We start from the raw sequence: 25,088 nt of genomic DNA, 5'->3' as shown, positions 1-25,088 counted from the left end.
GGATAGTCCTATGATGGGCAACGTTTCCGAGGAGTACGCGCATGCCGTTGCCGACGCTGAAAGACCAGTTTGCCGCCTTGATCGCCGCGCCTTCGGTCAGCTGTACCCAACCTGCGCTGGACCAGTCCAACCGCCAGGTTATCGACCTGCTGGCCGGTTGGCTGGGCGACCTGGGTTTCAAGTGCGATATCCAGCAGGTCAGCCCCGGCAAGTTCAACCTGCTGGCCAGCCGTGGCACCGGCCCGGGAGGGCTGGTGCTGGCCGGGCACAGCGATACCGTGCCCTATGACGAACAGCTGTGGGCCAGCGACCCGCTGAAGCTGATCGAGACCGATGGCCGTTGGGTCGGCCTGGGCAGCTGCGACATGAAGGGCTTCTTCGCCCTGGTCATCGAAGCGGTCATCCCGCTGCTGGAGCACGACTTCAAGGAGCCGCTGCTGATCCTTGCCACCTGCGACGAAGAAAGCTCCATGTCCGGCGCCCGTGCCCTGGCCGAGGCCGGCCAGCCACTGGGCCGTGCAGCGATCCTCGGTGAGCCTACCGGGCTGCGGCCGATCCGCATGCACAAGGGCATCCTCATGGACCGCATCGACATCCTCGGTCGCAGCGGCCATTCGTCGGACCCAAGCCTGGGCCGCAGCGCCATGGAGGCCATGCATGCGGTCATGGGCGAGCTGATGGGCCTGCGCCAGCAGTGGCAACAAACCTATAGCAACCCGCAATTCACCGTGCCGACCCCGACCATGAACTTCGGCTGCATCCACGGCGGTGACAACCCCAACCGTATCTGCGGCCAGTGCGCCCTGGAGTTCGACCTGCGGCCGCTGCCGGGCATGGACGTGGACCAGCTGCGCGCGGCCATTCGCGAAAAGCTGGTACTCGTGGCCGAGCGCCATGAGGTGCGCATCGACTATGCGCCGCTGTTCCCGGAGGTGCCGCCGTTCGAGCAGGCAGCCGATGTCGAACTGGTACAGGTCGCGGAGCGCCTGACTGGCCATCGCGCTGAAGCGGTGGCGTTCGGCACCGAAGCACCTTATCTTCAGCAACTGGGCTGCCAGACCATCGTGCTGGGCCCTGGCGACATTGCCTGTGCCCACCAGCCCGGCGAATACCTTGAAATGTCACGAATCGAGCCTACCGTGCGTCTATTGCGTGACCTGATCCGGCACTATTGCCTGCACTAAACGTCAATCGAACTGATTCGTTCCTGCCTAGAGGAGACCGCGCGTGACCGCAAGCCTGTTCCGACGATGATCCTGAACGCCCCCTGCATCGCCGTTCTCCGTCCACTTATCCACAGGCCCTGTCATGCCCGATTACGTCAACTGGCTGCGTCATGCATCCCCCTATATCAATGCCCATCGCGACTGCACCTTCGTGGTCATGCTCCCTGGCGATGGGGTGGAACACCCTAATTTCGGCAATATCGTCCACGACCTGGTGCTGCTGCACAGCCTCGGCGTGCGGCTGGTGCTGGTGCATGGCTCGCGCCCGCAGATCGAAAGCCGGCTGGCCGATCGCGGCCTGACCCCGCACTACCACCGGGGCATGCGTATTACTGATGCGGCCACCCTGGACTGCGTGATCGATGCCGTCGGCGCCCTGCGCCTGGCCATTGAAGCGCGGCTGTCGATGGACATCGCCGCTTCGCCGATGCAGGGCTCGCGCCTGCGCGTGGCCTCCGGCAACCTGGTCACCGCGCGGCCGATCGGCGTGCTCGAAGGCGTGGACTACCACCACACTGGCGAAGTGCGCCGGGTCGACCGCAAGGGCATCAGCCGCCTGCTCGACGAGCGTTCCATCGTGCTGTTGTCGCCCTTGGGCTACTCGCCTACCGGGGAAATTTTCAACCTGGCCTGCGAAGACGTGGCTACCCGTGCGGCCATCGAACTGGGCGCCGACAAGTTGCTGCTGTTCGGCGCCGAGCCGGGCCTGTTGGACGCTGACGGTAGGCTGGTGCGCGAACTGCGCCCGCAGCAGGTTGCTCCGCATCTGCAGCGTCTAGGCAGCGATTACCAGGGCGAACTGCTGGATGCTGCGGCCGAGGCTTGCAAAGGCGGTGTGGCGCGCAGCCATATCGTCAGCTATGCCGAGGACGGCGCGCTGCTCACCGAGCTGTTCACACGGGGCGGTGGCGGTACGCTGGTGTCGCAGGAGCAGTTCGAAGTGGTGCGCGAGGCGACCATCGAGGACGTCGGTGGCCTGCTGGAATTGATCAGCCCGCTGGAAGAGCAGGGCATCCTGGTGCGCCGCTCGCGCGAAGTGCTGGAGCGAGAGATCGAGCAGTTCAGCGTGGTCGAGCGCGAGGGCATGATCATCGCCTGTGCGGCGCTGTACCCGATTGCCGATTCCGAAGCAGGGGAGCTGGCTTGCCTGGCTGTGAACCCGGAGTACCGCCATGGCGGGCGTGGCGATGAGCTGCTGGAACGCATCGAAAGCCGGGCACGGCAGATGGGCTTGAGTACTTTGTTCGTGCTGACTACGCGCACTGCGCACTGGTTCCGCGAGCGCGGCTTTGCGCCGAGTGGCGTGGAGCGGCTGCCGGCGGCGCGGGCTTCGCTGTACAACTACCAGCGCAATTCGAAGATTTTCGAGAAGCCCCTGTAAGCCTGGGCCGCCCTCTTCGCGGGCACGCCCGCTCCCACAGGTAAGTCACAGGCTTCAGCCTTCGAAATTACCCTGCGGGAGCGGGCGTGCCCGCGAAGAGGGCGACACCGGTCTCAAACAAAAACGCCGCCCTTGAGGGGCGGCGTTTTCGTTTACACGGTATGCAGGTACCAGTTGTACTCGAGGTCGGAGATCGAGTGCTCGAACTCTTCCAGCTCGCTTTCCTTGCACGCGACGAAGATGTCGATGTACTTCGGATCGATGTACTTGTTCAGGATCTCGCTGTCGTCCAGCTCGCGCAGGGCATCGCGCAGGTTGTTCGGCAGGCTCTGCTCCAGCTGCTCGTACGAGTTGCCTTCGATCGGCGCGCCTGGCTCGATCTTGTTGGTCAGGCCATGGTGCACGCCAGCCAGTACGGCAGCCATCATCAGGTACGGGTTGGCGTCGGCACCGGCGACGCGGTGCTCGATGCGCACGGCATCGGCCGAGCCGGTCGGTACGCGTAGCGCTACGGTGCGGTTGTCCAGGCCCCAGCTTGGCGCGTTCGGCACGTAGAACTGCGCGCCAAAGCGGCGGTACGAGTTGACGTTCGGGCAAAGGAAGGCCATGGACGCGGGCAGGGTCTCGAGCACACCGCCGACAGCGTGACGTAGCGCGGCGTTCTGCTCGGGATCCTCGCTGGTGAAGATGTTGTTGCCATCTTTGTCCAGCACGGAAATGTGCACGTGCAGGCCGTTGCCTGCCTGGCCCGGATAGGGCTTGGCCATGAAGGTGGTGTCCATTTCATGGTCGTAGGCGATGTTCTTGATCAACCGCTTGAGCAGTACCGCGTAGTCGCAGGCCTTGAGCGGGTCGGCCACGTGGTGCAGGTTGACTTCGAACTGCGCCGGGGCGCTTTCCTTGACGATGGCGTCGGCCGGGATGCCTTGTTCTTTCGCGCCTTCGAGGATGTCCTGCAGGCAGTCGGCATATTCGTCGAGGTCGTCGATCAGGTACACCTGGGTCGACTGCGGGCGTTTGCCCGAAATTGGCGAGCGTGGTGGCTGCGGGCGGCCGTTCACGTTCTCCTGGTCGATCAGGTAGAACTCCAGCTCGAATGCGGCGCAGATAGTCAGGCCCAGTTCGTCGAACTTGGTCACCACCTGACGCAGCACTTCGCGCGGGTCGGCGAAGAACGGCTCGCCTTCCAGCTCGTGCATGGTCATCAGCAGCTGGGCGGTGGGGCGCTTTTGCCATGGCTCGTTACAGAGCGTGTCGGGGATTGGATAGCAGATGCGGTCAGCATCGCCGATGTCCAGGCCCAGCCCGGTGCTTTCGACGGTGGAACCGTTGATGTCCAGGGCAAAGAGGGAGGCCGGCAGATTGATGCCTTTCTCGTAAACCTTGTGGAGGCTGGTGCGCTCTATGCGCTTGCCACGCACCACACCATTCATATCTGCAATCAGAAGGTCAACGTAGAGAACCTCAGGATGTTCCTTAAGGAACGCGTTCGCTTCGTTAAGCTGAACGGCACGCGGGGGTACCGACATGATGCAACACCTTTGTTGTTAAAAATATCAATCAAGGGGGGCTTGCAAGACCAGTCAATCGAAAAGAGATACTGATGTCAAGCCGACCCCATGATGCCCTGAAATGGCACATCTACGGCAGATTTGCTGCATATCGGGGCAATCCATTATCCGCTATTTCCCGGGTAAAGGGCTATCTCCGGTGCGCCGTGTTTTATTTTTTACGGAGGTGTTGTGTAAAAAAATGAACAAGGCTAAGCTCGGTTTCAACCCAAAACACAATAATACGAGGGTCACATGGTCCGCTTGCCGCGACCTGAAAGCATTGCCTGCGCAGTGCCATCGGGTACATCCGTCGTTTTTGCAAGCTTCGTCAATGGCGTGGTCGCCCTGGCCGCAATAATTGACGTTTCGCGTTCCCGGACCGGTCCTCGCAGCGGCTTGCCGCCTTTCGCTTCACCTTCCTGCCTTTTGAACTCATTACGGACACAGCTGATTTCAGTGTATCCACTGTGGCTCTGCGCGTGGGTTTTTGCTTTAGCAATCGACTCCATCCAGAATCAAGTCGCGGACCACCTTACCTCCTGAGGTATTTATGAGTAACAACCTCGACCAGCTCACCGATTGGTTGAAAGAGCACAAGATCACCGAAGTCGAATGCATGATCAGCGACCTGACCGGCATCACGCGCGGCAAGATTTCGCCAACCAACAAATTCATCGCTGAAAAAGGCATGCGGCTGCCCGAGAGCGTGCTGCTGCAGACCGTGACCGGCGACTACGTCGACGACGACATCTATTACGAACTGCTCGACCCGGCAGACATCGACATGATCTGCCGCCCTGACGAGAACGCTGTGTTCCTCGTGCCGTGGGCCATCGAGCCGACCGCACAGGTCATCCACGACACCTACGACAAGAAGGGCAACCCGGTCGAACTGTCGCCGCGCAACGTGCTGAAGAAAGTGCTCAAGCTATACGCCGACAAGGGCTGGCAGCCGATCGTCGCCCCCGAGATGGAGTTCTACCTGACCAAGCGCAGCGAAGACCCGGACTTTCCGCTGCAGCCCCCGGTAGGCCGTTCCGGTCGCCCGGAAACCGGCCGTCAGTCGTTCTCGATCGAAGCTGCCAACGAATTCGACCCGCTGTTCGAAGACGTCTACGACTGGTGCGAGCTGCAGCAGCTGGACCTCGACACGCTGATCCACGAAGACGGCACGGCGCAGATGGAAATCAACTTCCGTCACGGCGACGCTCTGCACCTGGCCGACCAGATCCTGGTGTTCAAGCGCACCATGCGCGAGGCGGCGCTCAAGCACAACGTGGCTGCCACTTTCATGGCCAAACCGATGACCGGCGAGCCGGGCAGTGCCATGCACCTGCACCAGAGTGTGGTCGACGTGGCCACCGGCAAGAACATCTTCAGCAATGAAGACGGCAGCATGAGCGCGCTGTTCCTCAACCACATCGGCGGCCTGCAGAAGTTCATCCCCGAGGCGCTGCCGCTGTTCGCGCCCAACGTCAACTCGTTCCGCCGCTTCCTGCCCGACACTTCGGCGCCGGTGAATGTGGAGTGGGGCGAAGAAAACCGCACCGTCGGCCTGCGCGTACCGGATGCCGGCCCGCAAAGCCGGCGCGTCGAGAACCGCCTGCCGGGCGCCGACGCCAACCCGTACCTGGCCATCGCCGCCAGCCTACTGTGTGGCTACATCGGCATGGTCGAAGGTATCGAGGCCAGCGCGCCAGTGCAGGGCCGTGGCTACGAACGCCGCAACCTGCGCCTGCCCCTGACCATCGAGGACGCCTTGGAACGCATGGAAAACAGCCGTGCGCTGGTGCAGTACCTGGGCAAGAAATTCATCACCGGGTATGTCGCTACCAAGCGCGCCGAGCATGAAAACTTCAAGCGCGTCATCAGTTCGTGGGAGCGTGAGTTCCTGCTGTTCGCTGTCTGATCAACCCTGGTGCCGCAGGAGCGCGGCGGTCCAATAACGGAGAAGCACATGAGCGTCAACAACCCGCAAACCCGTGAATGGCAAACCCTGAGCGGGGAGCATCACCTCGCACCTTTCAGTGACTACAAGCAGCTGAAGGAGAAGGGGCCGCGCATCATCACCAAGGCCCAGGGTGTGCATTTGTGGGATAGCGAGGGGCACAAGATCCTCGACGGCATGGCCGGTCTATGGTGCGTGGCGGTCGGCTACGGACGTGAAGAGCTGGTGCAGGCGGCGGAAAAACAGATGCGCGAGCTGCCGTACTACAACCTGTTCTTCCAGACCGCTCACCCGCCTGCGCTCGAGCTGGCCAAGGCGATCACCGACGTGGCGCCGAAAGGTATGACCCATGTGTTCTTCACCGGCTCCGGCTCCGAAGGCAACGACACTGTGCTGCGCATGGTGCGTCACTACTGGGCGCTGAAGGGCAAACCGCACAAGCAGACCATCATCGGCCGCATCAACGGTTACCACGGCTCCACCTTCGCCGGTGCATGCCTGGGCGGTATGAGCGGCATGCACGAGCAGGGTGGCCTGCCGATCCCGGGCATCGTGCACATCCCTCAGCCGTACTGGTTCGGCGAGGGAGGCGACATGACCCCTGACGAATTCGGTGTCTGGGCCGCCGAGCAGTTGGAGAAGAAGATCCTCGAAGTCGGCGAAGACAACGTCGCGGCCTTCATCGCCGAGCCGATCCAGGGCGCTGGTGGCGTGATCATCCCGCCGGAAACCTACTGGCCGAAGGTGAAGGAGATCCTCGCCAGGTACGACATCCTGTTCGTCGCCGACGAGGTGATCTGCGGCTTCGGCCGTACCGGCGAGTGGTTCGGCTCGGACTACTACGACCTCAAGCCCGACCTGATGACCATCGCGAAAGGCCTGACCTCCGGTTACATCCCCATGGGCGGTGTGATCGTGCGTGACACCGTGGCCAAGGTGATCAGCGAAGGCGGCGACTTCAACCACGGTTTCACCTACTCCGGCCACCCGGTGGCGGCCGCGGTGGGCCTGGAAAACCTGCGCATTCTGCGTGACGAGAAAATTGTCGAGAAGGCGCGCACGGAAGCGGCACCGTATTTGCAAAAGCGTTTGCGCGAGCTGCAAGACCATCCACTGGTGGGTGAAGTGCGCGGCCTGGGCATGCTGGGAGCGATCGAGCTGGTCAAGGACAAGGCAACCCGCAGCCGTTACGAGGGCAAGGGCGTTGGCATGATCTGTCGCACCTTCTGCTTCGAGAACGGCCTGATCATGCGTGCGGTGGGTGACACCATGATCATCGCGCCGCCGCTGGTAATCAGCCATGCGGAGATCGACGAACTGGTGGAAAAGGCGCGCAAGTGCCTGGACCTGACCCTTGAGGCGATTCAATAAGCGTTTGCTAGGCTAGCGTTGTGACATTAAGTCGTTACATGGCCCTGCTTTCCTTGATACAGGGCCTTGTAACTTGCCAGACTAGCGACTGTTTCAGTCGCCGCGCGCTCTGCACCGTGGGTTCTGGCTGCTGGACAGTTGCTAAATAAAAATTCTGGAGCATTACGCATGAATAAAATGGGCAAGACGTTGCTGGCCGCCGCCCTGATGGGTGCCATGGCCTCCGCTGTTCAGGCTGAAGACAAAGTGTTGAACGTCTATAACTGGTCGGACTACATCGCTCCGGACACCATCGCCAAGTTCGAGAAGCAGACAGGGATCAAGGTCAAGTACGACGTCTTCGACAGCAACGAAACCCTGGAAGCCAAGCTGCTGGCAGGCAAGTCGGGCTATGACATCGTCGTGCCTTCGAACAATTTCCTGGCCAAGCAGATCAAGGCGGGCGTGTACGAGGAGCTGGACCGTTCCAAGCTGCCGAACTGGAAGAACCTCGATCCTGACCTGCTCAAGGCCGTTGGCGATGCCAGCGACAAGGACAACAAGCATGCCTTCCCTTATATGTGGGGCTCGATCGGCATCGGCTACAACCCGGAGAAGGTCAAGGCTGCGCTGGGCGTGGACAAGATCGATTCGTGGGACGTGGTGTTCAAGCCTGAGAACATCGCCAAGCTCAAGAGCTGCGGCGTGAGCTTCCTCGACGCCCCGACCGAAATGCTCCCGGCTGCGCTGCACTACCTCGGCAAGCCGACCGACAGCACCAAGAAAGAAGACCTGAAGGCCGCCGAGGACCTGTTCCTCAAGATCCGTCCTTCGATCACCTACTTCCACTCGTCCAAGTACATCGGCGACATGGCCAACGGCAACATCTGTGTAGCCGTCGGTTACTCGGGTGACCTGGAGCAGTCCAAGGCCCGTGCCCATGAAGCGGGCGACAAGGTCAAAGTGGACTACGTCATTCCGAAGGAAGGTGCCGGTACTTTCTACGACATGGTCGCCATCCCGAAAGATGCCGAACATAAAGACGCTGCCTACGAGTTCATGAACTTCCTGATGCAGCCGGAAATCATGGCTGAAATCACCAACGCCGTGCGCTTTCCGAACGGTAACGCTGCTGCCACCCCGTTCGTGGACAAAGACATCACCAGCGACCCAAGCATCTATCCGCCTGCCGAAGTGAAGAAGCAGCTGTACGCGATCGCTGCGCCTGACGCTTCTGTGCAGCGAGTGATCACCCGCAGCTGGACGAAGATCAAGTCGGGCAAGTAAGCCCGATGCGACAGCTCTGGGCCGGGTTTTTCGGCCCAGAGCCATTGAAAGGTAATTGATGATTGCGGCATCGAAGCTGCGAAGTTAAGTTGCGCGCCGGTTTTGCGTGTGCGGCAGCATTGTCGCTACCCAGGCACTGATTGTGAGGACCCCCACTTGTCTATTTCTGTATTCCGCAAGGCCTTGATGGCTGGCGCGGGCCTGACGCTGGCATGCAGCGTCCAAGCGGCGCCGACGGTGCACTTCTATAACTGGTCCGACTACATCGGCCCCACCACACTCGCGGACTTCGAGAAAGCCACGGGCATCAAGCCTGTGCAAGATGTGTTCGACTCCAACGAAACCCTGGAAGGCAAGCTGCTGGCCGGTAACACCGGCTATGACGTGGTGGTGCCGTCCAACCATTTCCTCGGCAAGCAGATCAAGGCGGGCGCCTTCCAGAAGCTCGACAAGAACCTGCTGCCCAACTATTCCAATCTCGACCCGGCGTTGATGAAGCGCCTGGAAAAGAACGACCCGGGCAACCAGTACGCGGTGCCTTACCTGTGGGGTACCAACGGCATCGGTTACAACGTCGACAAGGTCAAGGCCGCGCTGGGCGTGGACACCATCGACTCCTGGGCCGTGCTGTTCGAACCCGAAAACATGAAGAAGCTCTCCAAGTGCGGTGTGGCCTTCCTCGACTCGGCGGACGAAATGCTGCCAGCGGTGCTCAACTACATGGGCCTCAACCCGAACAGCACCGACCCCAAGGATTACGCCAAGGCCGAGCAGAAGCTGCTGGCCGTGCGCCCGTACGTGACCTACTTCCACTCGTCCAAGTACATCACCGACCTGGCCAATGGCGACATCTGCGTCGCGGCAGGTTTCTCGGGTGATGTATTCCAGGCCAAGGCCCGCGCTGAAGAAGCGAAGAAGGGTGTGAACCTGGCCTACGCCATTCCCAAGGAAGGCGGCAACCTCTGGTTCGACGTGCTGGCGATCCCCAAGGACGCCAAGAACGTCAAAGAGGCGCATGCCTTCATCAACTATTTGCTGAAACCTGAGGTTATCGCCCAGGTCAGTGATTACGTCGGTTACGCCAACCCGAACCCCAAGGCTGGCGCCCTGATGGACCAGGCCGTAAGGACTGACGCCGCGGTTTACCCACCGCAGGAAGTGCTGGACAAGATGTTCGTGAACTCAGAGTTGCCACCCAAGGTGCAACGGCTGATGACCCGCAGCTGGACCAAGGTCAAGTCGGGCAAGTAAAAAATCCAGACCCGCGACGGCGCCGTAGAACAGGCCACGCGGGCACAAAAATCTTGTTGGGAGTTTCACTCATGGCAGTTGCCTCCGGTGCCTATAAAAAAGCCCTCGAGGGTGGCCAGCAACCCAAGCAGGTGCTGGTCAAGATCGACCGGGTCACGAAAAAGTTCGACGAAACGGTAGCCGTGGACGATGTGTCCCTGGAAATCCGCAAGGGTGAGATCTTCGCCCTGCTGGGCGGCTCCGGTTCCGGCAAGTCCACCTTGCTGCGCATGCTGGCCGGCTTCGAGCGCCCGTCCGAAGGGCGGATCTTCCTCGATGGCGTCGACATCACCGACATGCCGCCCTACGAGCGGCCAATCAACATGATGTTCCAGTCCTACGCACTGTTCCCGCACATGACCGTGGCGCAGAACATCGCCTTCGGCCTGCAGCAGGACAAGATGCCCAAGGCCGAGATCGATGCCCGCGTGGCCGAGATGCTCAAGCTGGTGCACATGACCCAGTACGCCAAGCGCAAGCCGCACCAGTTGTCGGGCGGCCAGCGTCAGCGTGTGGCGTTGGCCCGCTCGCTGGCCAAGCGCCCTAAACTGCTGCTGCTCGACGAGCCAATGGGTGCACTGGACAAGAAACTGCGTTCGCAGATGCAGCTGGAGCTGGTCGAGATCATCGAGCGCGTGGGTGTAACCTGCGTGATGGTGACCCACGACCAGGAAGAGGCCATGACCATGGCCCAGCGCATCGCCATCATGCACCTGGGCTGGATCGCCCAGATCGGCTCGCCAGTGGACATCTACGAGACGCCTACCAGCCGCCTGGTGTGCGAGTTCATCGGTAACGTCAACCTGTTCGAAGGTGACGTGGTCGACGACGCCGAAGGCTACGCGATCATTGCCAGCCCGGAGCTGGAGCGCAAGATCTACGTGGGCCACGGCATCACCACCTCGGTGGAAGACAAGCACATCACCTACGCCCTGCGCCCGGAAAAGATGCTGGTCACCACCCAGCAGCCAACCTGCGAGCACAACTGGTCGCGCGGCAAGATCCACGACATCGCCTACCTGGGCGGCCACTCGGTGTTCTATGTCGAGCTGCCGAGCGGCAAGGTCGTCCAGTCGTTCGTTGCCAACGCCGAGCGCCAAGGTACCCGTCCTACCTGGGGCGATGAAGTGTACGTATGGTGGGAAGACGACAGCGGCGTGGTACTGCGGTCATGAAACTGCGCAAGCTCAAGCGAGCCTTCCAGCGTCTGGTCCCGGAGGGGCGGCACTTGGTGATCGGCGTGCCGTTCATCTGGCTGTTCCTGTTCTTCATGCTGCCGTTCTTCATCGTCCTGAAGATCAGTTTTGCCGAAGCTGACGTGGCAATTCCGCCGTATACCGAGATCTACACCTACGTCGAAGACAAGATCCAGCTGGTCCTCAACCTGGCCAACTACGGGCTGTTGACCGAGGATGAGCTGTACCTCTCGGCCTATCTGGGTTCGCTGAAGATGGCGTTCTTCAGCACCCTGCTGTGCCTGCTGATCGGCTTCCCGATGGCCTACGCCATTGCCAACGCCAAGAAGGAGACCCAGACGGTCCTGCTGTTGCTGATCATGATGCCAACCTGGACCGCGATCCTGATCCGCGTCTATGCCTGGATGGGTATCCTCAGCAACAACGGCCTGCTCAACGGTTTCCTCCTGTGGACCGGCTTGATCGACCAGCCGTTGCAGATCCTCAACACCAACCTGGCGGTGTACATCGGCGTGGTCTATTCGTACCTGCCGTTCATGATCCTGCCGCTGTTCGCCAACCTGGTTAAGCATGATCCGAGCCTGCTCGAAGCTGCCTCCGACCTGGGTTCGAGCACCTTCAACAGCTTCTGGAAGATCACGGTACCGTTGTCGAAGAACGGCATCATCGCCGGCTGCATGCTGGTGTTCATCCCGGTGGTGGGCGAGTTCGTGATCCCGGAACTGCTGGGTGGCCCGGAAACCCTGATGATCGGTAAAGTGCTGTGGCAGGAGTTCTTCAACAACCGTGACTGGCCGGTGGCATCCGCCCTGGCGGTGGTGATGCTGGCAATCCTGATCGTGCCGATCCTGCTGTTCAACCGTAGCCAGGCCAAAGAGATGGAGGGCCGCGCATGAAACGCTTCAGTTTCTCCAAGCTGATGCTGGTGCTCGGCTTGCTGTTCATCTACCTGCCGATGCTGATCCTGGTGATCTACTCGTTCAACGCCTCCAAACTGGTGACGGTGTGGGGCGGCTGGTCGATCAAATGGTACGTCGGCCTGCTCGACAACTCCCAGCTGATGGGTTCGGTGATGCGCTCGCTGGAAATCGCTTGCTACACGGCGGTGGCGGCAGTGGCGCTGGGTACCCTGGCGGCCTTCGTGCTGACCCGCGTCACCCGCTTCAAGGGCCGCACGCTGTTCGGTGGCCTGGTCACTGCGCCGCTGGTAATGCCCGAAGTGATCACCGGTCTGTCGCTGTTGCTGCTGTTCGTGGCCATGGCGCAGATGATCGGCTGGCCTCAGGAGCGGGGTATCGTCACCATCTGGATCGCCCATACAACGTTCTGTGCGGCGTATGTGGCGGTGGTGGTGTCGGCTCGCCTGCGTGAGCTGGACCTGTCGATCGAGGAAGCGGCGATGGACCTGGGTGCCAAGCCGTGGAAGGTGTTCTTCCTGATCACCATCCCGATGATCGCGCCATCGCTGGCGGCGGGCGGCATGATGTCGTTTGCCCTGTCGCTGGACGACCTGGTATTGGCCAGCTTCGTCTCCGGGCCTGGCTCGACCACCTTGCCGATGGAAGTGTTCTCGGCGGTGCGCCTGGGTGTGAAGCCTGAGATCAACGCCGTGGCCAGCCTGATCTTGCTGTCGGTATCGCTGGTGACCTTCTTCGTCTGGTACTTCAGCCGCCAGGCCGAAGAGCGTCGTCGCAAGGCGATTCAGCAGGCGATCGAAGAGGGTGCTGCAGCCAACGCTTCGCAGCCGCAGGTCAAGCGCCCGGCGCAGGTGGCTGCGTCGGCCTGACCTGGCCCTTTCGCGGGCACGCCCGCTCCCACAGGGACCTCACAGCCTTCAGGGTTGTGGTGAGCCCTGTGGGAGCGGGCATGCCCGCGAAGGCTCCAGCACCGATTCAAAGCCATACCGCATCCCAATGTGGATAGTCCCTGATACTTCTGACCAATCCAGCCCTCAAGGGATTGGCAACAATGTACCGGGCTACATGAACCACACACTCTTCCTGCCGCAGCGCATGGTCCTGGTAACCCGGTTGCCATATCGGCTTGTGCCCGACACCGGCCTTGCGCAAGGCAATCGCTGTGCGTGATTTGAACTTGCGCATCAACGTTCCCAATGTCACTTCTTTCAGCTCAATCAGCCAATGCAGATGGTCCGGCATCACTACCCAGGCCAACGATTGGCAGTCCTGAATGTCATCTGAGGCCCGAAGGTGTTTGACCACCAGACGGGCATGGTGGAAGTCGCGGAACAGTGGTTTGCGTTGATGCGTGATGGTGGTCAGCTGTAGAGCCTGCCGGGCTCGGAGAAGCGCCCACGGCGCAATCGGTGGCATTCGGCTAACGGCATTTTGATCTTCCTTGAATGTGAGCCTCCCTGTGAAAGGTAGCGGTTGGAACGGGGATGGCCGATGCCTGATGGTTTCTGGATATGGCAGATACTGATACATGGCTGTGGAGGCCTCTTCGCGGGCTCGCCCGCGAAGAGGCCCCCGCAGGCACCAAAAATGCCAGCATGGCCCCCGTCAGTGATGTTTATCGAACCCTGAACTACGCTCACAGTCGCATCCCACAAATCATTTGTGCACAAGCAAGGAGCCAGCATGGCGTTGATGCGTCCGCTGTCGGTTGTCTGCCTGGGGCTGTTGTACATGCTCACCGGCTGTAGCAAGGAAGAGGTCCCCGAGACACTGCCTCGGGTGGGTGTGCAGCAGGTACAACCCACCGATTTCGCTGCCAGGGTCACTTTGACCGGCGACGTGCAGGCGCGGGTGCAGACCGATTTGTCATTCCGCGTCGGCGGCAAGATCATTTCGCGTAGCGTCGACGTGGGCGATCACGTCAAGGCCAACCAGGTGCTCGCCCGGCTTGACCCGAAAGACCTGCAGAACAATGTCGACTCGGCCAAGGCCGAGGTATTCGCCGCGCAGGCGCGGGTCACCCAGACCAGTGCGGCCTTCGTGCGCCAGCAAAAACTGCTGCCCAAGGGCTACACCAGCCAGAGCGAGTACGATGCTGCCGAGGCCGCGCTGCGCAGCAATCAGAGCGCACTCAAGGCCGCCCAGGCGCAACTGGCCAATGCCAACGAGCAACTCAGCTACACCGCACTGGTCTCCGAGGCCGCCGGGGTGATCACCGAGCGTCAGGCCGAGGTTGGCCAGGTGGTGCAGGCGACCATGCCGATCTTCAGCCTGGCCGTCGATGGCGACCGCGATGCGGTGTTCAACGTCTACGAGTCGCTGCTGGTGGCGCCGCCCAGCGATGCCGGGGTAGTCGTGAGCCTGCTGGACGATCCCAAGGTCCAGGCCCATGGCTTCGTACGTGAAATCACCCCCACGGTGTCGGCGCAAAGCGGCACCGTACAGGTCAAGGTAGGGCTCAAGGACGTGCCGCCCGGGATGCAGTTGGGGGCACCGGTTACTGCCACCACCAACGCCCAGGGCCGGCCCAGCATCGAGCTGCCATGGTCGGCACTGACCAAGGCCTTGCATGAGCCTGCCGTGTGGGTGGTGGGCGAGGGCGACAAGGTGGAACTGCGCAAGGTCGAAATCCGCCGTTACCTCACCGGCAAGATCGTGGTCGCCAGCGGCCTGAAAGGCGGCGAGACCGTAGTGGTCAACGGCGGCCAGTTGCTGCACCCCGGCATGCAGGTACTGAAGGTCGACGCCAAGGGCCCGGGGGGTGAGCTATGAAGCGTCTGTTGCTGATGCTCTCGGCCGCTGTGCTGCTGGTCGGTTGCACTAGTGAAGAAGAGGCACCAGAGGTGATCCGGCCAGTGCTGTCGGTCAAGGTCGAACCTCAGGTGCAGTCGCAGCTGGGCCGCTTCGCCGGCAGTATCCAGGCGCGCTTCGAAAGCACCTTGGGCTTCCGGGTTTCCGGGCGCATTGCCCGACGCTGGCTGGACGTGGGCGCCCAGGTGAAGCCGGGCGACACCTTGGCCACCCTGGACCCGACCGACCAGCAGAACCAGTTGCGCGCCGCCGAAGGCGATCTGGCCAAGGTGCAGGCACAGTGGATCAACGCCCAGGCCGATGCCCGTCGCCAGCAGCAGTTGTATGACCGTGGGGTAGGCGCCCAGGCACAGCTGGATATCGCCCAGACCAACCTGAAAACCACCAGTGCGGCGTTGGAGCAGGCGCGCTCCGCCGTCAGCCAGGCCCGTGACCAGCTTGACTACAGCACCCTGCGTGCAGACCACGCTGCCGTGATTACCGCGTGGCAGGCCGAAGCCGGGCAAACCGTTACCGCCGGGCAAGCCGTGGTGACCCTGGCCCGGCCGGACGTGAAGGAGGCGGTAATCGACCTGCCGATCGGCCTGGCCGAGCAGTTGAGCAAAGGCCTGACCTTCACCGTTGCCTCGCAACTGGACCCGACCATCAACACCACGGCCAGCCTGCGTGAACTGGAGCCCCAGGCTGATGCTACCACCCGTACCCGCCGCGCTCGCCTGACCCTGGCCAGCACACCGGCGGCCTTTCACCTCGGCACCGCCATCAGTGTGACCCTTAGCTCGGAAGTGTCCCCGCGCAGCGAACTGCCCTTGAGTGCCTTGCTCGAGCGTGATGGCAAGACCCAGGTGTGGGTGATCGATACGCAGAACAAGACCGTGGCCACCCGTGACGTGGCGCTGATCGACCGCACCGCTGACAGCATCGTGCTGAGCGCCGGTGTGCAGCCCGGTGAGCGCGTGGTCACCGCCGGCGTCAACAGCCTCAAGCCTGGCCAGAAGGTCACCTTCGACGAGGATGCGCAATGAAAGGAAGCTTCAACCTGTCCGACTGGGCACTCAAGCATCAATCGTTCGTCTGGTACCTGATGTTCGTTAGCCTGTTGATGGGGATTTTTTCCTACTTCAACCTGGGCCGCGAGGAAGACCCGTCGTTCACCATCAAGACCATGGTCATCCAGACCCGGTGGCCCGGTGCGACCCAGGACGAAACCCTGTACCAGGTTACCGACCGCATCGAGAAGAAGCTCGAAGAACTCGACTCGCTCGACTACACCAAAAGCTACACCCGCCCTGGCGAATCCACGGTCTACGTGTACCTTCGCGATACCACCAAGGCCAAGGACATTCCGGATATCTGGTACCAGGTGCGCAAGAAAATCCAGGATATTCGTGGCGAATTTCCCGCCGGTATCCAGGGGCCGGGCTTCAACGACGAATTCGGTGATGTATTCGGCTCGATCTATGCCTTTACCGCTGACGGCCTGACCCTGCGCCAACTGCGGGACTACGTGGAACAGGCACGGGCCGAGGTCCGCGATGTACCCAACATCGGCAAGATCGAGCTGGTCGGCACCCAGGACGAAGTGCTGTACCTGAACTTCTCCACCCGCAAGCTGGCAGCCCTGGGCATTGACCAGCGCCAGGTGATGCAGGCACTTCAAGCGCAGAACGCGGTAACGCCGGCCGGCATGATCGAGGCCGGCCCGGAGCGCATCTCGGTGCGTACGTCCGGGCAGTTTGCCTCGGAAAAAGACCTGCAAACCGTCAACTTGAGGATCAACGACCGCTTCTTCCGCCTGGCCGATATCGCCGACATCGAGCGCGGCTACGTCGACCCGCCTTCGCCAATGTTCCGTTACAACGGCCAGACAGCCATTGGCCTCGCCATCGGCATGAAGGCCGGCGGCAACATCCAGGTGTTCGGTGCGGCGTTGAAAAAGCGCATGGACCAGGTGGTCCAGGACCTGCCGGTGGGTGTCGGTGTACACACCGTTTCTGACCAGGCCGTGGTGGTCAAGCAGGCGGTAGGCGGTTTCACCAGCGCACTGTTCGAGGCGGTGGTGATCGTGCTGGCCGTGAGCTTTGTCAGTCTTGGCGTGCGCGCCGGGCTGGTGGTGGCCTGCTCGATCCCACTGGTGCTGGCCATGGTGTTCGTGTTCATGGAGTACAGCGGCATCACCATGCAGCGGATCTCGCTGGGTGCGCTGATCATTGCGCTAGGCCTGCTGGTGGACGATGCGATGATTACCGTGGAGGTGATGGTCACGCGGCTGGAAATGGGTGAAAGCAAGGAGCAGGCGGCGACGTTCGCCTACACCTCCACAGCCTTCCCCATGCTTACCGGCACCTTGGTGACCGTGGCCGGGTTCGTGCCTATCGGCCTCAACGCCAGTTCTGCGGGTGAATACACCTTCACCCTGTTCGCGGTGATTGCCGTGGCCCTGATCGTGTCGTGGGTGGTGGCTGTGTTCTTCGCGCCGGTGCTTGGCGTGCATATTCTCAAAGGCGACAAGCTCAAGGCTCACGAGGCTGAGCCTGGCCGGGTCGGGCGGGCATTTGAAGGCGGGTTGCTGTGGTGCATGCGCAACCGCTGGTTGACCATCATCGGCACCGTGGTGCTGTTCGCCCTGGCGATCTTCTGCATGCGTTTTGTGCAGAACCAGTTCTTCCCGTCCTCGGACCGCCCGGAAATTCTCGTCGACCTCAACCTGCCGCAGAACGCTTCGATCGAGGAGACGCGCAAGGTGGTCGACCGTTTCGAGGCGCGGATCAAGGACGACCCGGACCTGGTGCACTGGAGTACCTACATCGGCCAGGGCGCGATCCGCTTCTACCTGCCCCTCGATCAGCAGTTGCAGAACCCTTACTACGCGCAGCTGGTGATTGTCAGCAAGGGCTTCGAAGAGCGTCAGGCCATGATGGACCGCCTGCAGAAGATCCTGCATGAAGAATTCGTCGGCGTCGGCACCAACGTGCAATCGCTGGAGATGGGCCCGCCGGTGGGCCGGCCGATTCAGTACCGGGTCAGCGGTGCCGACATCGACCAGGTGCGCAAACACGCCATCGAGCTGGCCACCTTGCTCGACCAGAACGAGCACATCGGCGAGATGATCTACGACTGGAACGAGCCGGGTAAGGTGCTGCGCGTGGAAATTGCCCAGGACAAGGCACGCCAGCTGGGGCTGTCGTCCGAAGATGTTGCCAATGTGATGAACAGCATCGTAAGTGGCGTGCAGATCACCCAGGTCAACGACAATATCTACCTGGTCGATGTGGTCGCCCGCGCCGAAGACAGCGAGCGTGGCTCACCTGATACGCTGCAGAACCTGCAAATTCTTACCCCTAACGGCACGTCGATCCCGCTGCTGTCGTTCGCCACCGTGCGCTACGAACTGGAACAGCCGCTGGTGTGGCGCCGCGACCGCAAGCCGACCATCACCATCAAGGCCTCGGTCAATGGCGAGATCCAGCCCACTGACCTGGTGGCCCAGCTGAAGCCGAAAATCGACGAATTCGCCAGCAAGTTGCCGGTAGGCTTCGAAGTGGCTACCGGCGGTACGGTGGAGGAGAGTGCCAAGGCGCAAGGGCCGATCCGCAAGGTTATCCCGCTGATGCTGTTCCTGATGGCGACCTTCCTGATGATCCAGTTGCACAGCGTGCAGAAGCTGTTTCTGGTGGTCAGCGTGGCGCCGTTGGGGCTGATCGGGGTGGTGCTGGCGCTGGTGCCTACGGGTACGCCGATGGGCTTTGTGGCGATCCTCGGCATCCTCGCGCTGGCGGGCATCATCATTCGTAACTCGGTGATTCTGGTGACCCAGATAGACGAGTTCGAAGCCCAGGGCTTGTCGCCGTGGGATGCGGTGGTGGAGGCCACCAACCACCGACGCCGGCCGATCCTGCTGACCGCGGCGGCGGCGAGCCTGGGCATGATCCCGATTGCACGCGAGGTGTTCTGGGGCCCCATGGCCTACGCCATGATTGGCGGGATCATCGTGGCGACCTTGCTGACGCTGCTGTTCCTGCCGGCGCTGTACGTGGCCTGGTACAAGATCCGCGAGCCGCAGAAACACGCCTGAAGGCCCATATGGCCCCTGGTAGGAGCGGGTTTACCCGCGAATGCGATGGTGCATCGACCACCGTATTCGCGGGTAAACCCGCTCCTACCAGAGGCGTGTTCTCTTAAATGGTTATATAAAAATTCTTAAACAGTATTTTTAAGAATAATCCCGCCTCACTACTATTGCCCTCAAGCCAGGCGCAAAACCCCTTCAAACCTCTGCCCGGCGCCCTCACTCCAAGGAGAACGAGCATGAGTGCATCTCTGCGTAGCATCGACGGTCAGGACGAAGCCACCATCTTGCGTGAAATCCAGAGCGCCCTGCGCGACCTGCGTTTCGGTGCGGTGGAGATCACCGTGCACAACGCTCAGGTCGTACAGATCGAGCGCAAGGAGAAGTTCCGCCTGCAACAGCCCGGCAACAAGCCCGGCTGATCGGCGCCACAACATCCAAAACTAGAAAAATGCCAATCGGGAGCTTCACCATGTCCATCCGCCGTTATGCGCTCGCCGCCCTGGCCAGTGCTGTTTTTGCCGGTTCCGCCATCGCCAAGGACTACGAACTGCTCAACGTGTCCTATGACCCGACCCGTGAGCTGTACCAGCAGTACAACGCCGAGTTCATCAAACACTGGCAACAGGCCCACCCGGGTGACAAGGTGAAAATCCAGCAATCCCATGGGGGGTCGGGCAAGCAGGCCCGTGCGGTGATCGACGGCCTGCGCGCCGACGTGGTGACCCTGGCCCTGGCCGGTGACATCGACGAAGTGGCCAAGCTTGGCAAGACCCTGCCCGAGAACTGGCAGACCCGCCTGCCTGACGCCAGCACCCCGTACACCTCGACCATCGTGTTCCTGGTGCGCAAGGGCAACCCGAAAGGCATCAAGGACTGGGGCGACCTGATCAAGAAGGACGTGTCGGTCATCACCCCGAACCCGAAAACCTCCGGCGGTGCGCGCTGGAACTTCCTCGCAGCGTGGGCGTACGGCCTGAAGGTTGGCGGTAGCGAAGAGAAGGCCAAGGCCTATGTGCAGGAGCTGTTCAAGCATGTACCGGTGCTGGATACCGGCGCCCGTGGTTCGACCATCACCTTCGTCAACAATGGCCAGGGCGACGTGTTGCTGGCCTGGGAAAACGAAGCCTTCCTGGCCCTGAAGGAAGACGGTGGTGCCAACAAGTTCGAGATCGTCGTGCCGTCGCTGTCGATCCTGGCCGAGCCGCCAGTGGCCGTGGTCGACAAGAACGCCGAGAAGAAGGGCAATACCGAGATTGCCATCGAATACCTCAAGCACCTGTACAGCCCGGCCGGGCAGAAGATTGCCGCCGAGAACTTCTACCGCCCGCGTGACGAGAAAGTCGCTGCGCAGTTCGGCAAGCAGTTCCCGAAACTGGACCTGGTGACCATCGACAAGGACTTTGGTGGGTGGAAGACTGCACAACCGAAATTCTTCAATGATGGCGGTGTGTTCGACCAGATCTATCAGGCACAGTAAGCGCCAAAGGAAAGCGGGGCCGCGTGCGGCCCATTCGCGGCACAAGGTCGCTTCCACAAGGAACCATGATCTCCTGTGGGAGCGGCCTTGTGTCGCGAATGGGCTGCCAAGCAGCCCCAGGATTCAAAAGCTTGCACCGGCCCGGGATTGTTTCCGGGCTTAGTGCGTTCAACCAGGGATATTTATGTCGCGTCGTATCTCCCCCGTCATACCCGGCTTCGGGCTGACGCTGGGCTACACCTTGGTGTACCTCAGCCTGATCGTGCTGATACCGCTGGCGGCCATGTTCATCCATGCCTCGCAGCTGACCTTCGAGCAGTTCTGGAACATCATCAGTGCGCCGCGGGTGATCGCTGCGCTCAAGCTGAGCTTCGGCACCGCCCTGTTCGCCGCCATCATCAACGGTGTGATCGGTACCCTGCTTGCCTGGGTGCTGGTGCGTTACACCTTCCCCGGGCGCAAGATCATCGATGCGATGATTGACCTGCCGTTTGCCTTGCCCACCGCGGTTGCCGGTATCGCCCTGACGGCCCTGTACGCGCCGCAGGGCTGGGTCGGCCAGTTCGCCACCGACCTGGGCTTCAAGATCGCCTACACCCCGCTGGGCATCACCCTGGCACTGACCTTCGTGACCTTGCCGTTCGTGGTGCGTACGGTGCAGCCGGTACTGGCCGACATCCCGCGTGAAGTGGAAGAGGCCGCAGCCTGCCTGGGGGCCAAGCCACTGCAGGTGTTCCGCCACATCCTGGCGCCGGCCCTGCTGCCGGCATGGCTCACCGGCTTTGCCCTGGCCTTCGCCCGTGGCGTGGGCGAGTATGGTTCGGTGATCTTCATTGCCGGCAACATGCCGATGAAGACCGAGATTCTGCCGCTGCTGATCATGGTCAAGCTCGACCAGTACGACTACACCGGCGCGACCGCCATCGGCGTGTTGATGCTGGTGGTTTCCTTCATCCTGCTGCTGCTGATCAACCTGCTGCAGCGCCGCATCGAAACCCCTTGAAGGAGGCCGGCATGTCCAGTTCATCCCTGAGTGCAAGTGCCGCAGCCAACGCCGCCCGCCGTGGCAGCGCCACGTCACGGCGTATCCTGATCGGCCTTGGCTGGCTGGTGTTCGCCCTGTTCCTGCTGCTGCCGCTGGTGATCGTGGTATCGCAGGCGCTGAAGAACGGTTTTGGCACCTTCTTCGAGGCGATATTCGAACCCGATGCGTTGTCGGCGCTGAAGCTGACCCTGCTCGCCGTGGTTATCTCGGTGCCGCTGAACCTGGTATTTGGCGTAAGCGCTGCCTGGTGCGTCAGCAAGTACACCTTCCGTGGCAAGAGCATCCTGGTCACCCTGATCGACCTGCCGTTCTCGGTGTCCCCCGTGATCGCCGGCCTGGTCTACGTGCTGATGTTCGGCGCGCAAGGCCTGCTCGGGCCGTGGCTGCAGGACCACGATATCCAGATAGTGTTCGCCCTGCCGGGCATTGTCCTGGCGACCATTTTCGTGACCGTACCGTTCGTGGCCCGTGAGCTGATCCCGCTGATGCAGGAGCAAGGCACGCAAGAGGAGGAGGCCGCACGGCTGCTCGGTGCCAACGGCTGGCAGATGTTCTGGCACGTGACCCTGCCGAACATCAAATGGGGCCTGATTTACGGCGTGGTGCTGTGTACCGCGCGGGCCATGGGCGAGTTTGGCGCGGTGTCGGTGGTGTCGGGCCACATCCGTGGCGTGACCAACACCTTGCCGCTGCATGTGGAGATCCTCTACAACGAGTACAACCACGTCGCGGCCTTCAGCGTGGCCAGCCTGTTGCTGATCCTGGCGCTCTTCATCCTGCTGCTCAAGCAGTGGAGCGAGAACCGTATTAACCGCCTGCGCCACAGCGCCGCGGAGGAATGATTCATGTCGATCGAAGTTCGTAACGTCAGCAAGCGCTTCAACAGCTTCCAGGCCCTGAACGCTATCAACCTGGACATCAACAGCGGCGAGCTGGTGGCTTTGCTCGGCCCGTCCGGCTGTGGCAAGACCACCCTGCTGCGCATCATTGCCGGCCTGGAAACCCCGGACCAGGGCAACATCGTGTTCCATGGCGAGGACGTTTCCGGCCATGATGTGCGTGACCGTAACGTCGGGTTCGTGTTCCAGCACTACGCGCTGTTCCGCCACATGAGCGTGTTCGACAACGTTGCCTTCGGCCTGCGCATGAAGCCCAAGGGCGAGCGCCCGAGCGAGAGCAAGATTGCCGAGAAGGTGCATGAGCTGCTGAACATGGTGCAACTGGACTGGCTGTCCGACCGCTACCCCGAGCAGCTTTCCGGTGGCCAGCGTCAGCGTATCGCCCTGGCCCGTGCCCTGGCGGTGGAGCCGAAGGTGCTGCTGCTGGACGAGCCATTCGGTGCGCTGGATGCCAAGGTGCGCAAGGAGCTGCGTCGCTGGCTGGCGCGGCTGCACGAGGATATCAACCTGACGTCGGTGTTCGTTACCCACGACCAGGAAGAAGCCATGGAAGTAGCCGACCGCATCGTGGTGATGAACAAGGGCGTGATCGAGCAGATCGGCTCGCCGGGTGAAGTGTACGATCAGCCGGCCAACGATTTCGTCTACCACTTCCTCGGTGACTCCAACCGCCTGGCCTTGAGCGAAGGGCATCACGTGCTGTTTCGCCCGCACGAGGTGTCGCTGTCGCGGCACGAGACCGAAGGGCACCATGCGGCCGAGGTGCGCGACATTCGGCCGTTGGGCGCAACCACGCGGGTGACCTTGAAGGTGGAAGGGCAGAGTGAGCTGATCGAGGCCGAAGTGGTGAAAGACCATGACAGCCTGACCGGGTTGGCGCGGGGAGAGACGTTGTTCTTCCGGCCGAAGGTGTGGCAGAAGGTGGCGGATATCTAAGTCGCACAAGGCAAAGAGAGCCCGGGCATGGTCCCGGGTTTTTCTTGCCTGAACGCGTGACAGGGCAGCTTTACAGCCTTTCTCAAGCGAGTGGCTGTAGCCTGCTTGTTATGCAATATGGGTATTAATAAATATCTTCTTATTCCTTTACGAATATTTCGCCCTCCCTATACTTGTCTCCAAGCACGCAAACTTACTGGAGGCGTCCCCATGCGCAATGAGTCGATTCGCTACCTGATTGTGCCGGGTTGGCAAGGATCGCCAGACAACCATTGGCAGAGTCACTGGCAGCGCACCCTGCCCAACAGTGCACGGGTTGAACAGCAAGACTGGCTCACCCCGCAGCGGCAGGACTGGGTGCACGCGTTGGAGCAGGCGATTGCCGCCGAGCGCTCGCCGGTGATCCTGATTGCCCACAGCCTTGGTTGCATCACTGTCGCCCATTGGGCAGCGCAGGCAAGCCCGGCCTTGCTACGGCAGGTGCGTGGTGCACTGCTGGTGGCGCCGGCAGATGTCGAACGGCCCACTTGCGCACCCGTGCTGCGCAACTTTGCGCCGATCCCTACCGAGGTGCTGCCGTTCCCTAGCCAGGTTGTCAGCTCGGACAACGACCCAGCCGTGAACGTGCCACGGGCGCTGTACCTGGCCCAGGCATGGGGCGCCGAAGCGGGTTTGCTGAGCAATGCCGGGCACATCAACGTCAAGTCCGGTCATGAGCGCTGGGAACAAGGCTTCGCCTACCTGTATCGCCTGCAGAGCCGGATTGAGCAGCGCGCACTGCGCCGCGCCTGATCGCCCTTACTGTTCACCCTTTGCCTGACGCCTGGCCATTACGGGCCTGGGGCGGGAGTTCGTCATGACGTTTCAAAACCCGTTCGGCCAGCCGCTACTGACCTTTCCCGAGCTGGACAAGAGCCCGCTGAGCATTCGTGCCAAGGCGCTGGTGTTTATCGACCCGCGCTCGCAGCAGCTGCGCGAGGACCTTGAGCGCCTGGCGCCACAACCTTTGCCGGTGCTGATCCGTGGCGAAACCGGCACCGGCAAGGAGCTGCTGGCCCGGCAGATCCACCGTACCAGCGACCGTGGAGGGTTGTTCGTGTCGGTCAACTGCGCGGCCATCAGCCCCACCTACGCCGATGCCGAGCTGTTTGGCTATAGCGCCGGCAGCCATGGCGGTACGGCCAGCAGCCGCGCCGGCTGGTTCGGTTCGGCCAGCGGCGGCACCTTGTACCTGGACGAGATTGCCGACTTGCCGTTGGCCATCCAGGGCAAGCTGCTGGCGGCCCTGGAAAACCGCGAGGTCACTCGGGTGGGCGCGCAGCAGCCACAGCCGGTGGATGTGCGTCTGGTAGCCGCCACCAGCATCGACCTGGCCCGTGTGGTGCGTGCAGGGCGCTTCAACGAGCGCCTGTACCAGTATTTGCGCGAGGGCGCGCTGGAACTGCCGCCGCTGCGCGAGCGGCCGGGCGATATCCTGCCGCTGGCCGAGTACTTTGCGGGCATCTACAGCGTGCGCCTGCAACGGCCTGTGCCCTTGGTGAGCGAGGCGGCGCAGCGGGTTCTGGAGGGGCATTTCTGGCCCGGCAATACCCGCGAACTGGAGAACGTCATCCACTTTGCATTGCTGGTCAATGACGGCGAAGAGATCCTGCCCGAAGACCTCGACCTGCCTGACCCCGCACGTTAGATATCGCTCCTGA

The 25,088-nt window shown here is 61.7% G+C and carries 21 protein-coding genes and 1 pseudogene; 19 read left to right on the top strand and 3 right to left on the bottom strand.

The genetic code is table 11. From position 1 onward, the window contains the following. Positions 1–41 precede the first annotated feature (41 nt). Positions 42–1,184 (top strand): acetylornithine deacetylase, encoded by a 1,143-nt coding sequence (argE, locus tag LU682_RS28175; RefSeq protein WP_010955712.1) that lies wholly within the window; start codon positions 42–44, stop codon positions 1,182–1,184. 124 nt (positions 1,185–1,308) lie between these two features. Then, positions 1,309–2,607 carry an amino-acid N-acetyltransferase gene (gene argA, locus LU682_RS28170; protein WP_003253723.1) on the top strand — a complete coding sequence of 433 codons (1,299 nt, stop codon included), beginning with the start codon at positions 1,309–1,311 and terminating at the stop codon, positions 2,605–2,607. Positions 2,608–2,759: 152 nt separating this feature from the next. Here the strand turns inward: argA and LU682_RS28165 are convergent, their stop codons facing one another. Continuing rightward, complete coding sequence (locus LU682_RS28165) at positions 2,760–4,136, bottom strand: glutamine synthetase family protein (protein WP_010955711.1); 1,377 nt, start codon at positions 4,134–4,136, stop codon at positions 2,760–2,762. Between the two features lie 272 nt (positions 4,137–4,408). After that, positions 4,409–4,669, bottom strand: coding sequence for a hypothetical protein (locus tag LU682_RS28160; protein WP_020193883.1), 261 nt, complete (start codon positions 4,667–4,669; stop codon positions 4,409–4,411). 41 nt (positions 4,670–4,710) lie between these two features. Here LU682_RS28160 and LU682_RS28155 point away from each other — a divergent pair, with 41 nt between their 5' ends. The 7 genes from LU682_RS28155 to LU682_RS28125 all read left to right on the top strand — a co-directional run bounded on the left by LU682_RS28155 (position 4,711) and on the right by LU682_RS28125 (position 13,017). Next, the gene (locus LU682_RS28155) at positions 4,711–6,069 is read left to right on the top strand and encodes a glutamine synthetase family protein (RefSeq protein ID WP_010955710.1); all 1,359 of its coding nucleotides are present in this window, start codon (positions 4,711–4,713) and stop codon (positions 6,067–6,069) included. Positions 6,070–6,117: 48 nt separating this feature from the next. Continuing rightward, positions 6,118–7,479: an aspartate aminotransferase family protein gene (locus LU682_RS28150; protein ID WP_010955709.1), complete on the top strand. Its 1,362-nt coding sequence runs from the start codon at positions 6,118–6,120 to the stop codon at positions 7,477–7,479. A 168-nt stretch (positions 7,480–7,647) separates the two neighbouring features. Further along, entirely contained in the window at positions 7,648–8,745 is a 1,098-nt protein-coding gene (locus LU682_RS28145) for a polyamine ABC transporter substrate-binding protein (protein WP_010955708.1), read from the top strand. Positions 8,746–8,901: 156 nt separating this feature from the next. Continuing rightward, a complete protein-coding gene (locus LU682_RS28140) occupies positions 8,902–9,996 on the top strand; it encodes a polyamine ABC transporter substrate-binding protein (protein WP_010955707.1) in 1,095 nt (364 codons plus the stop codon). 71 nt (positions 9,997–10,067) lie between these two features. After that, positions 10,068–11,210, top strand: coding sequence for a polyamine ABC transporter ATP-binding protein (gene potA, locus LU682_RS28135; protein ID WP_010955706.1), 1,143 nt, complete (start codon positions 10,068–10,070; stop codon positions 11,208–11,210). Further along, the gene (locus tag LU682_RS28130) at positions 11,207–12,127 is read left to right on the top strand and encodes an ABC transporter permease subunit (protein ID WP_003253736.1); all 921 of its coding nucleotides are present in this window, start codon (positions 11,207–11,209) and stop codon (positions 12,125–12,127) included. Before potA ends, LU682_RS28130 begins: the two co-directional genes overlap by 4 nt. Continuing rightward, entirely contained in the window at positions 12,124–13,017 is an 894-nt protein-coding gene (locus LU682_RS28125) for an ABC transporter permease subunit (protein ID WP_010955705.1), read from the top strand. Before LU682_RS28130 ends, LU682_RS28125 begins: the two co-directional genes overlap by 4 nt. Before the next feature lie 106 nt (positions 13,018–13,123). On the opposite strand, the pseudogene LU682_RS28120 reads toward LU682_RS28125, so the two are convergent. Then, positions 13,124–13,578, bottom strand: a pseudogene (locus LU682_RS28120) (REP-associated tyrosine transposase). Positions 13,579–13,831: 253 nt separating this feature from the next. On the opposite strand from LU682_RS28120, the gene LU682_RS28115 reads away from it, so the two are divergent. From LU682_RS28115 to LU682_RS28070, 10 genes are all read left to right on the top strand, one after another. After that, on the top strand, positions 13,832–14,920 hold the full coding sequence (locus LU682_RS28115) for an efflux RND transporter periplasmic adaptor subunit (RefSeq protein ID WP_010955703.1): 1,089 nt from the start codon (positions 13,832–13,834) through the stop codon (positions 14,918–14,920). Next, the gene (locus tag LU682_RS28110) at positions 14,917–15,984 is read left to right on the top strand and encodes an efflux RND transporter periplasmic adaptor subunit (RefSeq protein WP_010955702.1); all 1,068 of its coding nucleotides are present in this window, start codon (positions 14,917–14,919) and stop codon (positions 15,982–15,984) included. The genes LU682_RS28115 and LU682_RS28110 overlap by 4 nt, the downstream gene beginning before the upstream one ends. Next, positions 15,981–19,034, top strand: a complete 3,054-nt coding sequence (locus LU682_RS28105; RefSeq protein WP_010955701.1) for an efflux RND transporter permease subunit — start codon at positions 15,981–15,983, stop codon at positions 19,032–19,034. The genes LU682_RS28110 and LU682_RS28105 overlap by 4 nt, the downstream gene beginning before the upstream one ends. Before the next feature lie 233 nt (positions 19,035–19,267). Then, positions 19,268–19,450, top strand: a complete 183-nt coding sequence (gene oscA, locus LU682_RS28100) for a sulfur starvation response protein OscA (protein WP_003248957.1) — start codon at positions 19,268–19,270, stop codon at positions 19,448–19,450. A gap of 50 nt (positions 19,451–19,500) precedes the next feature. Continuing rightward, complete coding sequence (locus tag LU682_RS28095) at positions 19,501–20,508, top strand: sulfate ABC transporter substrate-binding protein (RefSeq protein WP_049588325.1); 1,008 nt, start codon at positions 19,501–19,503, stop codon at positions 20,506–20,508. Positions 20,509–20,692: 184 nt separating this feature from the next. After that, on the top strand, positions 20,693–21,511 hold the full coding sequence (cysT, locus tag LU682_RS28090) for a sulfate ABC transporter permease subunit CysT (RefSeq protein WP_010955699.1): 819 nt from the start codon (positions 20,693–20,695) through the stop codon (positions 21,509–21,511). An 11-nt stretch (positions 21,512–21,522) separates the two neighbouring features. Continuing rightward, complete coding sequence (gene cysW / locus LU682_RS28085; protein WP_010955698.1) at positions 21,523–22,395, top strand: sulfate ABC transporter permease subunit CysW; 873 nt, start codon at positions 21,523–21,525, stop codon at positions 22,393–22,395. Between the two features lie 3 nt (positions 22,396–22,398). After that, entirely contained in the window at positions 22,399–23,388 is a 990-nt protein-coding gene (locus LU682_RS28080; RefSeq protein ID WP_003248965.1) for a sulfate/molybdate ABC transporter ATP-binding protein, read from the top strand. 210 nt (positions 23,389–23,598) lie between these two features. Then, positions 23,599–24,180: an alpha/beta hydrolase gene (locus tag LU682_RS28075; RefSeq protein ID WP_010955697.1), complete on the top strand. Its 582-nt coding sequence runs from the start codon at positions 23,599–23,601 to the stop codon at positions 24,178–24,180. A 64-nt stretch (positions 24,181–24,244) separates the two neighbouring features. After that, the gene (locus LU682_RS28070) at positions 24,245–25,075 is read left to right on the top strand and encodes a sigma 54-interacting transcriptional regulator (RefSeq protein ID WP_010955696.1); all 831 of its coding nucleotides are present in this window, start codon (positions 24,245–24,247) and stop codon (positions 25,073–25,075) included. Positions 25,076–25,088 lie beyond the last annotated feature (13 nt).

The sequence above is a fragment of the Pseudomonas alloputida genome, from assembly GCF_021283545.2.
Classification (GTDB): domain Bacteria; phylum Pseudomonadota; class Gammaproteobacteria; order Pseudomonadales; family Pseudomonadaceae; genus Aquipseudomonas; species Aquipseudomonas alloputida.
This window is presented reverse-complemented; position numbering and strand designations above follow the sequence as displayed.

Excerpts from the sequence above, each read along its gene's own strand:
- argE (WP_010955712.1), top strand. The coding sequence starts at position 42 with ATGCCGTTGCCGACGCTGAAAGACCAGTTTGCCGCCTTGATCGCCGCG.
- argA (WP_003253723.1), top strand. The coding sequence starts at position 1,309 with ATGCCCGATTACGTCAACTGGCTGCGTCATGCATCCCCCTATATCAAT.
- LU682_RS28165 (WP_010955711.1), bottom strand. The coding sequence starts at position 4,136 with ATGTCGGTACCCCCGCGTGCCGTTCAGCTTAACGAAGCGAACGCGTTC.
- LU682_RS28160 (WP_020193883.1), bottom strand. The coding sequence starts at position 4,669 with ATGGAGTCGATTGCTAAAGCAAAAACCCACGCGCAGAGCCACAGTGGA.
- LU682_RS28155 (WP_010955710.1), top strand. The coding sequence starts at position 4,711 with ATGAGTAACAACCTCGACCAGCTCACCGATTGGTTGAAAGAGCACAAG.
- LU682_RS28150 (WP_010955709.1), top strand. The coding sequence starts at position 6,118 with ATGAGCGTCAACAACCCGCAAACCCGTGAATGGCAAACCCTGAGCGGG.
- LU682_RS28145 (WP_010955708.1), top strand. The coding sequence starts at position 7,648 with ATGAATAAAATGGGCAAGACGTTGCTGGCCGCCGCCCTGATGGGTGCC.
- potA (WP_010955706.1), top strand. The coding sequence starts at position 10,068 with ATGGCAGTTGCCTCCGGTGCCTATAAAAAAGCCCTCGAGGGTGGCCAG.
- LU682_RS28130 (WP_003253736.1), top strand. The coding sequence starts at position 11,207 with ATGAAACTGCGCAAGCTCAAGCGAGCCTTCCAGCGTCTGGTCCCGGAG.
- LU682_RS28125 (WP_010955705.1), top strand. The coding sequence starts at position 12,124 with ATGAAACGCTTCAGTTTCTCCAAGCTGATGCTGGTGCTCGGCTTGCTG.
- LU682_RS28115 (WP_010955703.1), top strand. The coding sequence starts at position 13,832 with ATGGCGTTGATGCGTCCGCTGTCGGTTGTCTGCCTGGGGCTGTTGTAC.
- LU682_RS28110 (WP_010955702.1), top strand. The coding sequence starts at position 14,917 with ATGAAGCGTCTGTTGCTGATGCTCTCGGCCGCTGTGCTGCTGGTCGGT.
- LU682_RS28105 (WP_010955701.1), top strand. The coding sequence starts at position 15,981 with ATGAAAGGAAGCTTCAACCTGTCCGACTGGGCACTCAAGCATCAATCG.
- oscA (WP_003248957.1), top strand. The coding sequence starts at position 19,268 with ATGAGTGCATCTCTGCGTAGCATCGACGGTCAGGACGAAGCCACCATC.
- LU682_RS28095 (WP_049588325.1), top strand. The coding sequence starts at position 19,501 with ATGTCCATCCGCCGTTATGCGCTCGCCGCCCTGGCCAGTGCTGTTTTT.
- cysT (WP_010955699.1), top strand. The coding sequence starts at position 20,693 with ATGTCGCGTCGTATCTCCCCCGTCATACCCGGCTTCGGGCTGACGCTG.
- cysW (WP_010955698.1), top strand. The coding sequence starts at position 21,523 with ATGTCCAGTTCATCCCTGAGTGCAAGTGCCGCAGCCAACGCCGCCCGC.
- LU682_RS28080 (WP_003248965.1), top strand. The coding sequence starts at position 22,399 with ATGTCGATCGAAGTTCGTAACGTCAGCAAGCGCTTCAACAGCTTCCAG.
- LU682_RS28075 (WP_010955697.1), top strand. The coding sequence starts at position 23,599 with ATGCGCAATGAGTCGATTCGCTACCTGATTGTGCCGGGTTGGCAAGGA.
- LU682_RS28070 (WP_010955696.1), top strand. The coding sequence starts at position 24,245 with ATGACGTTTCAAAACCCGTTCGGCCAGCCGCTACTGACCTTTCCCGAG.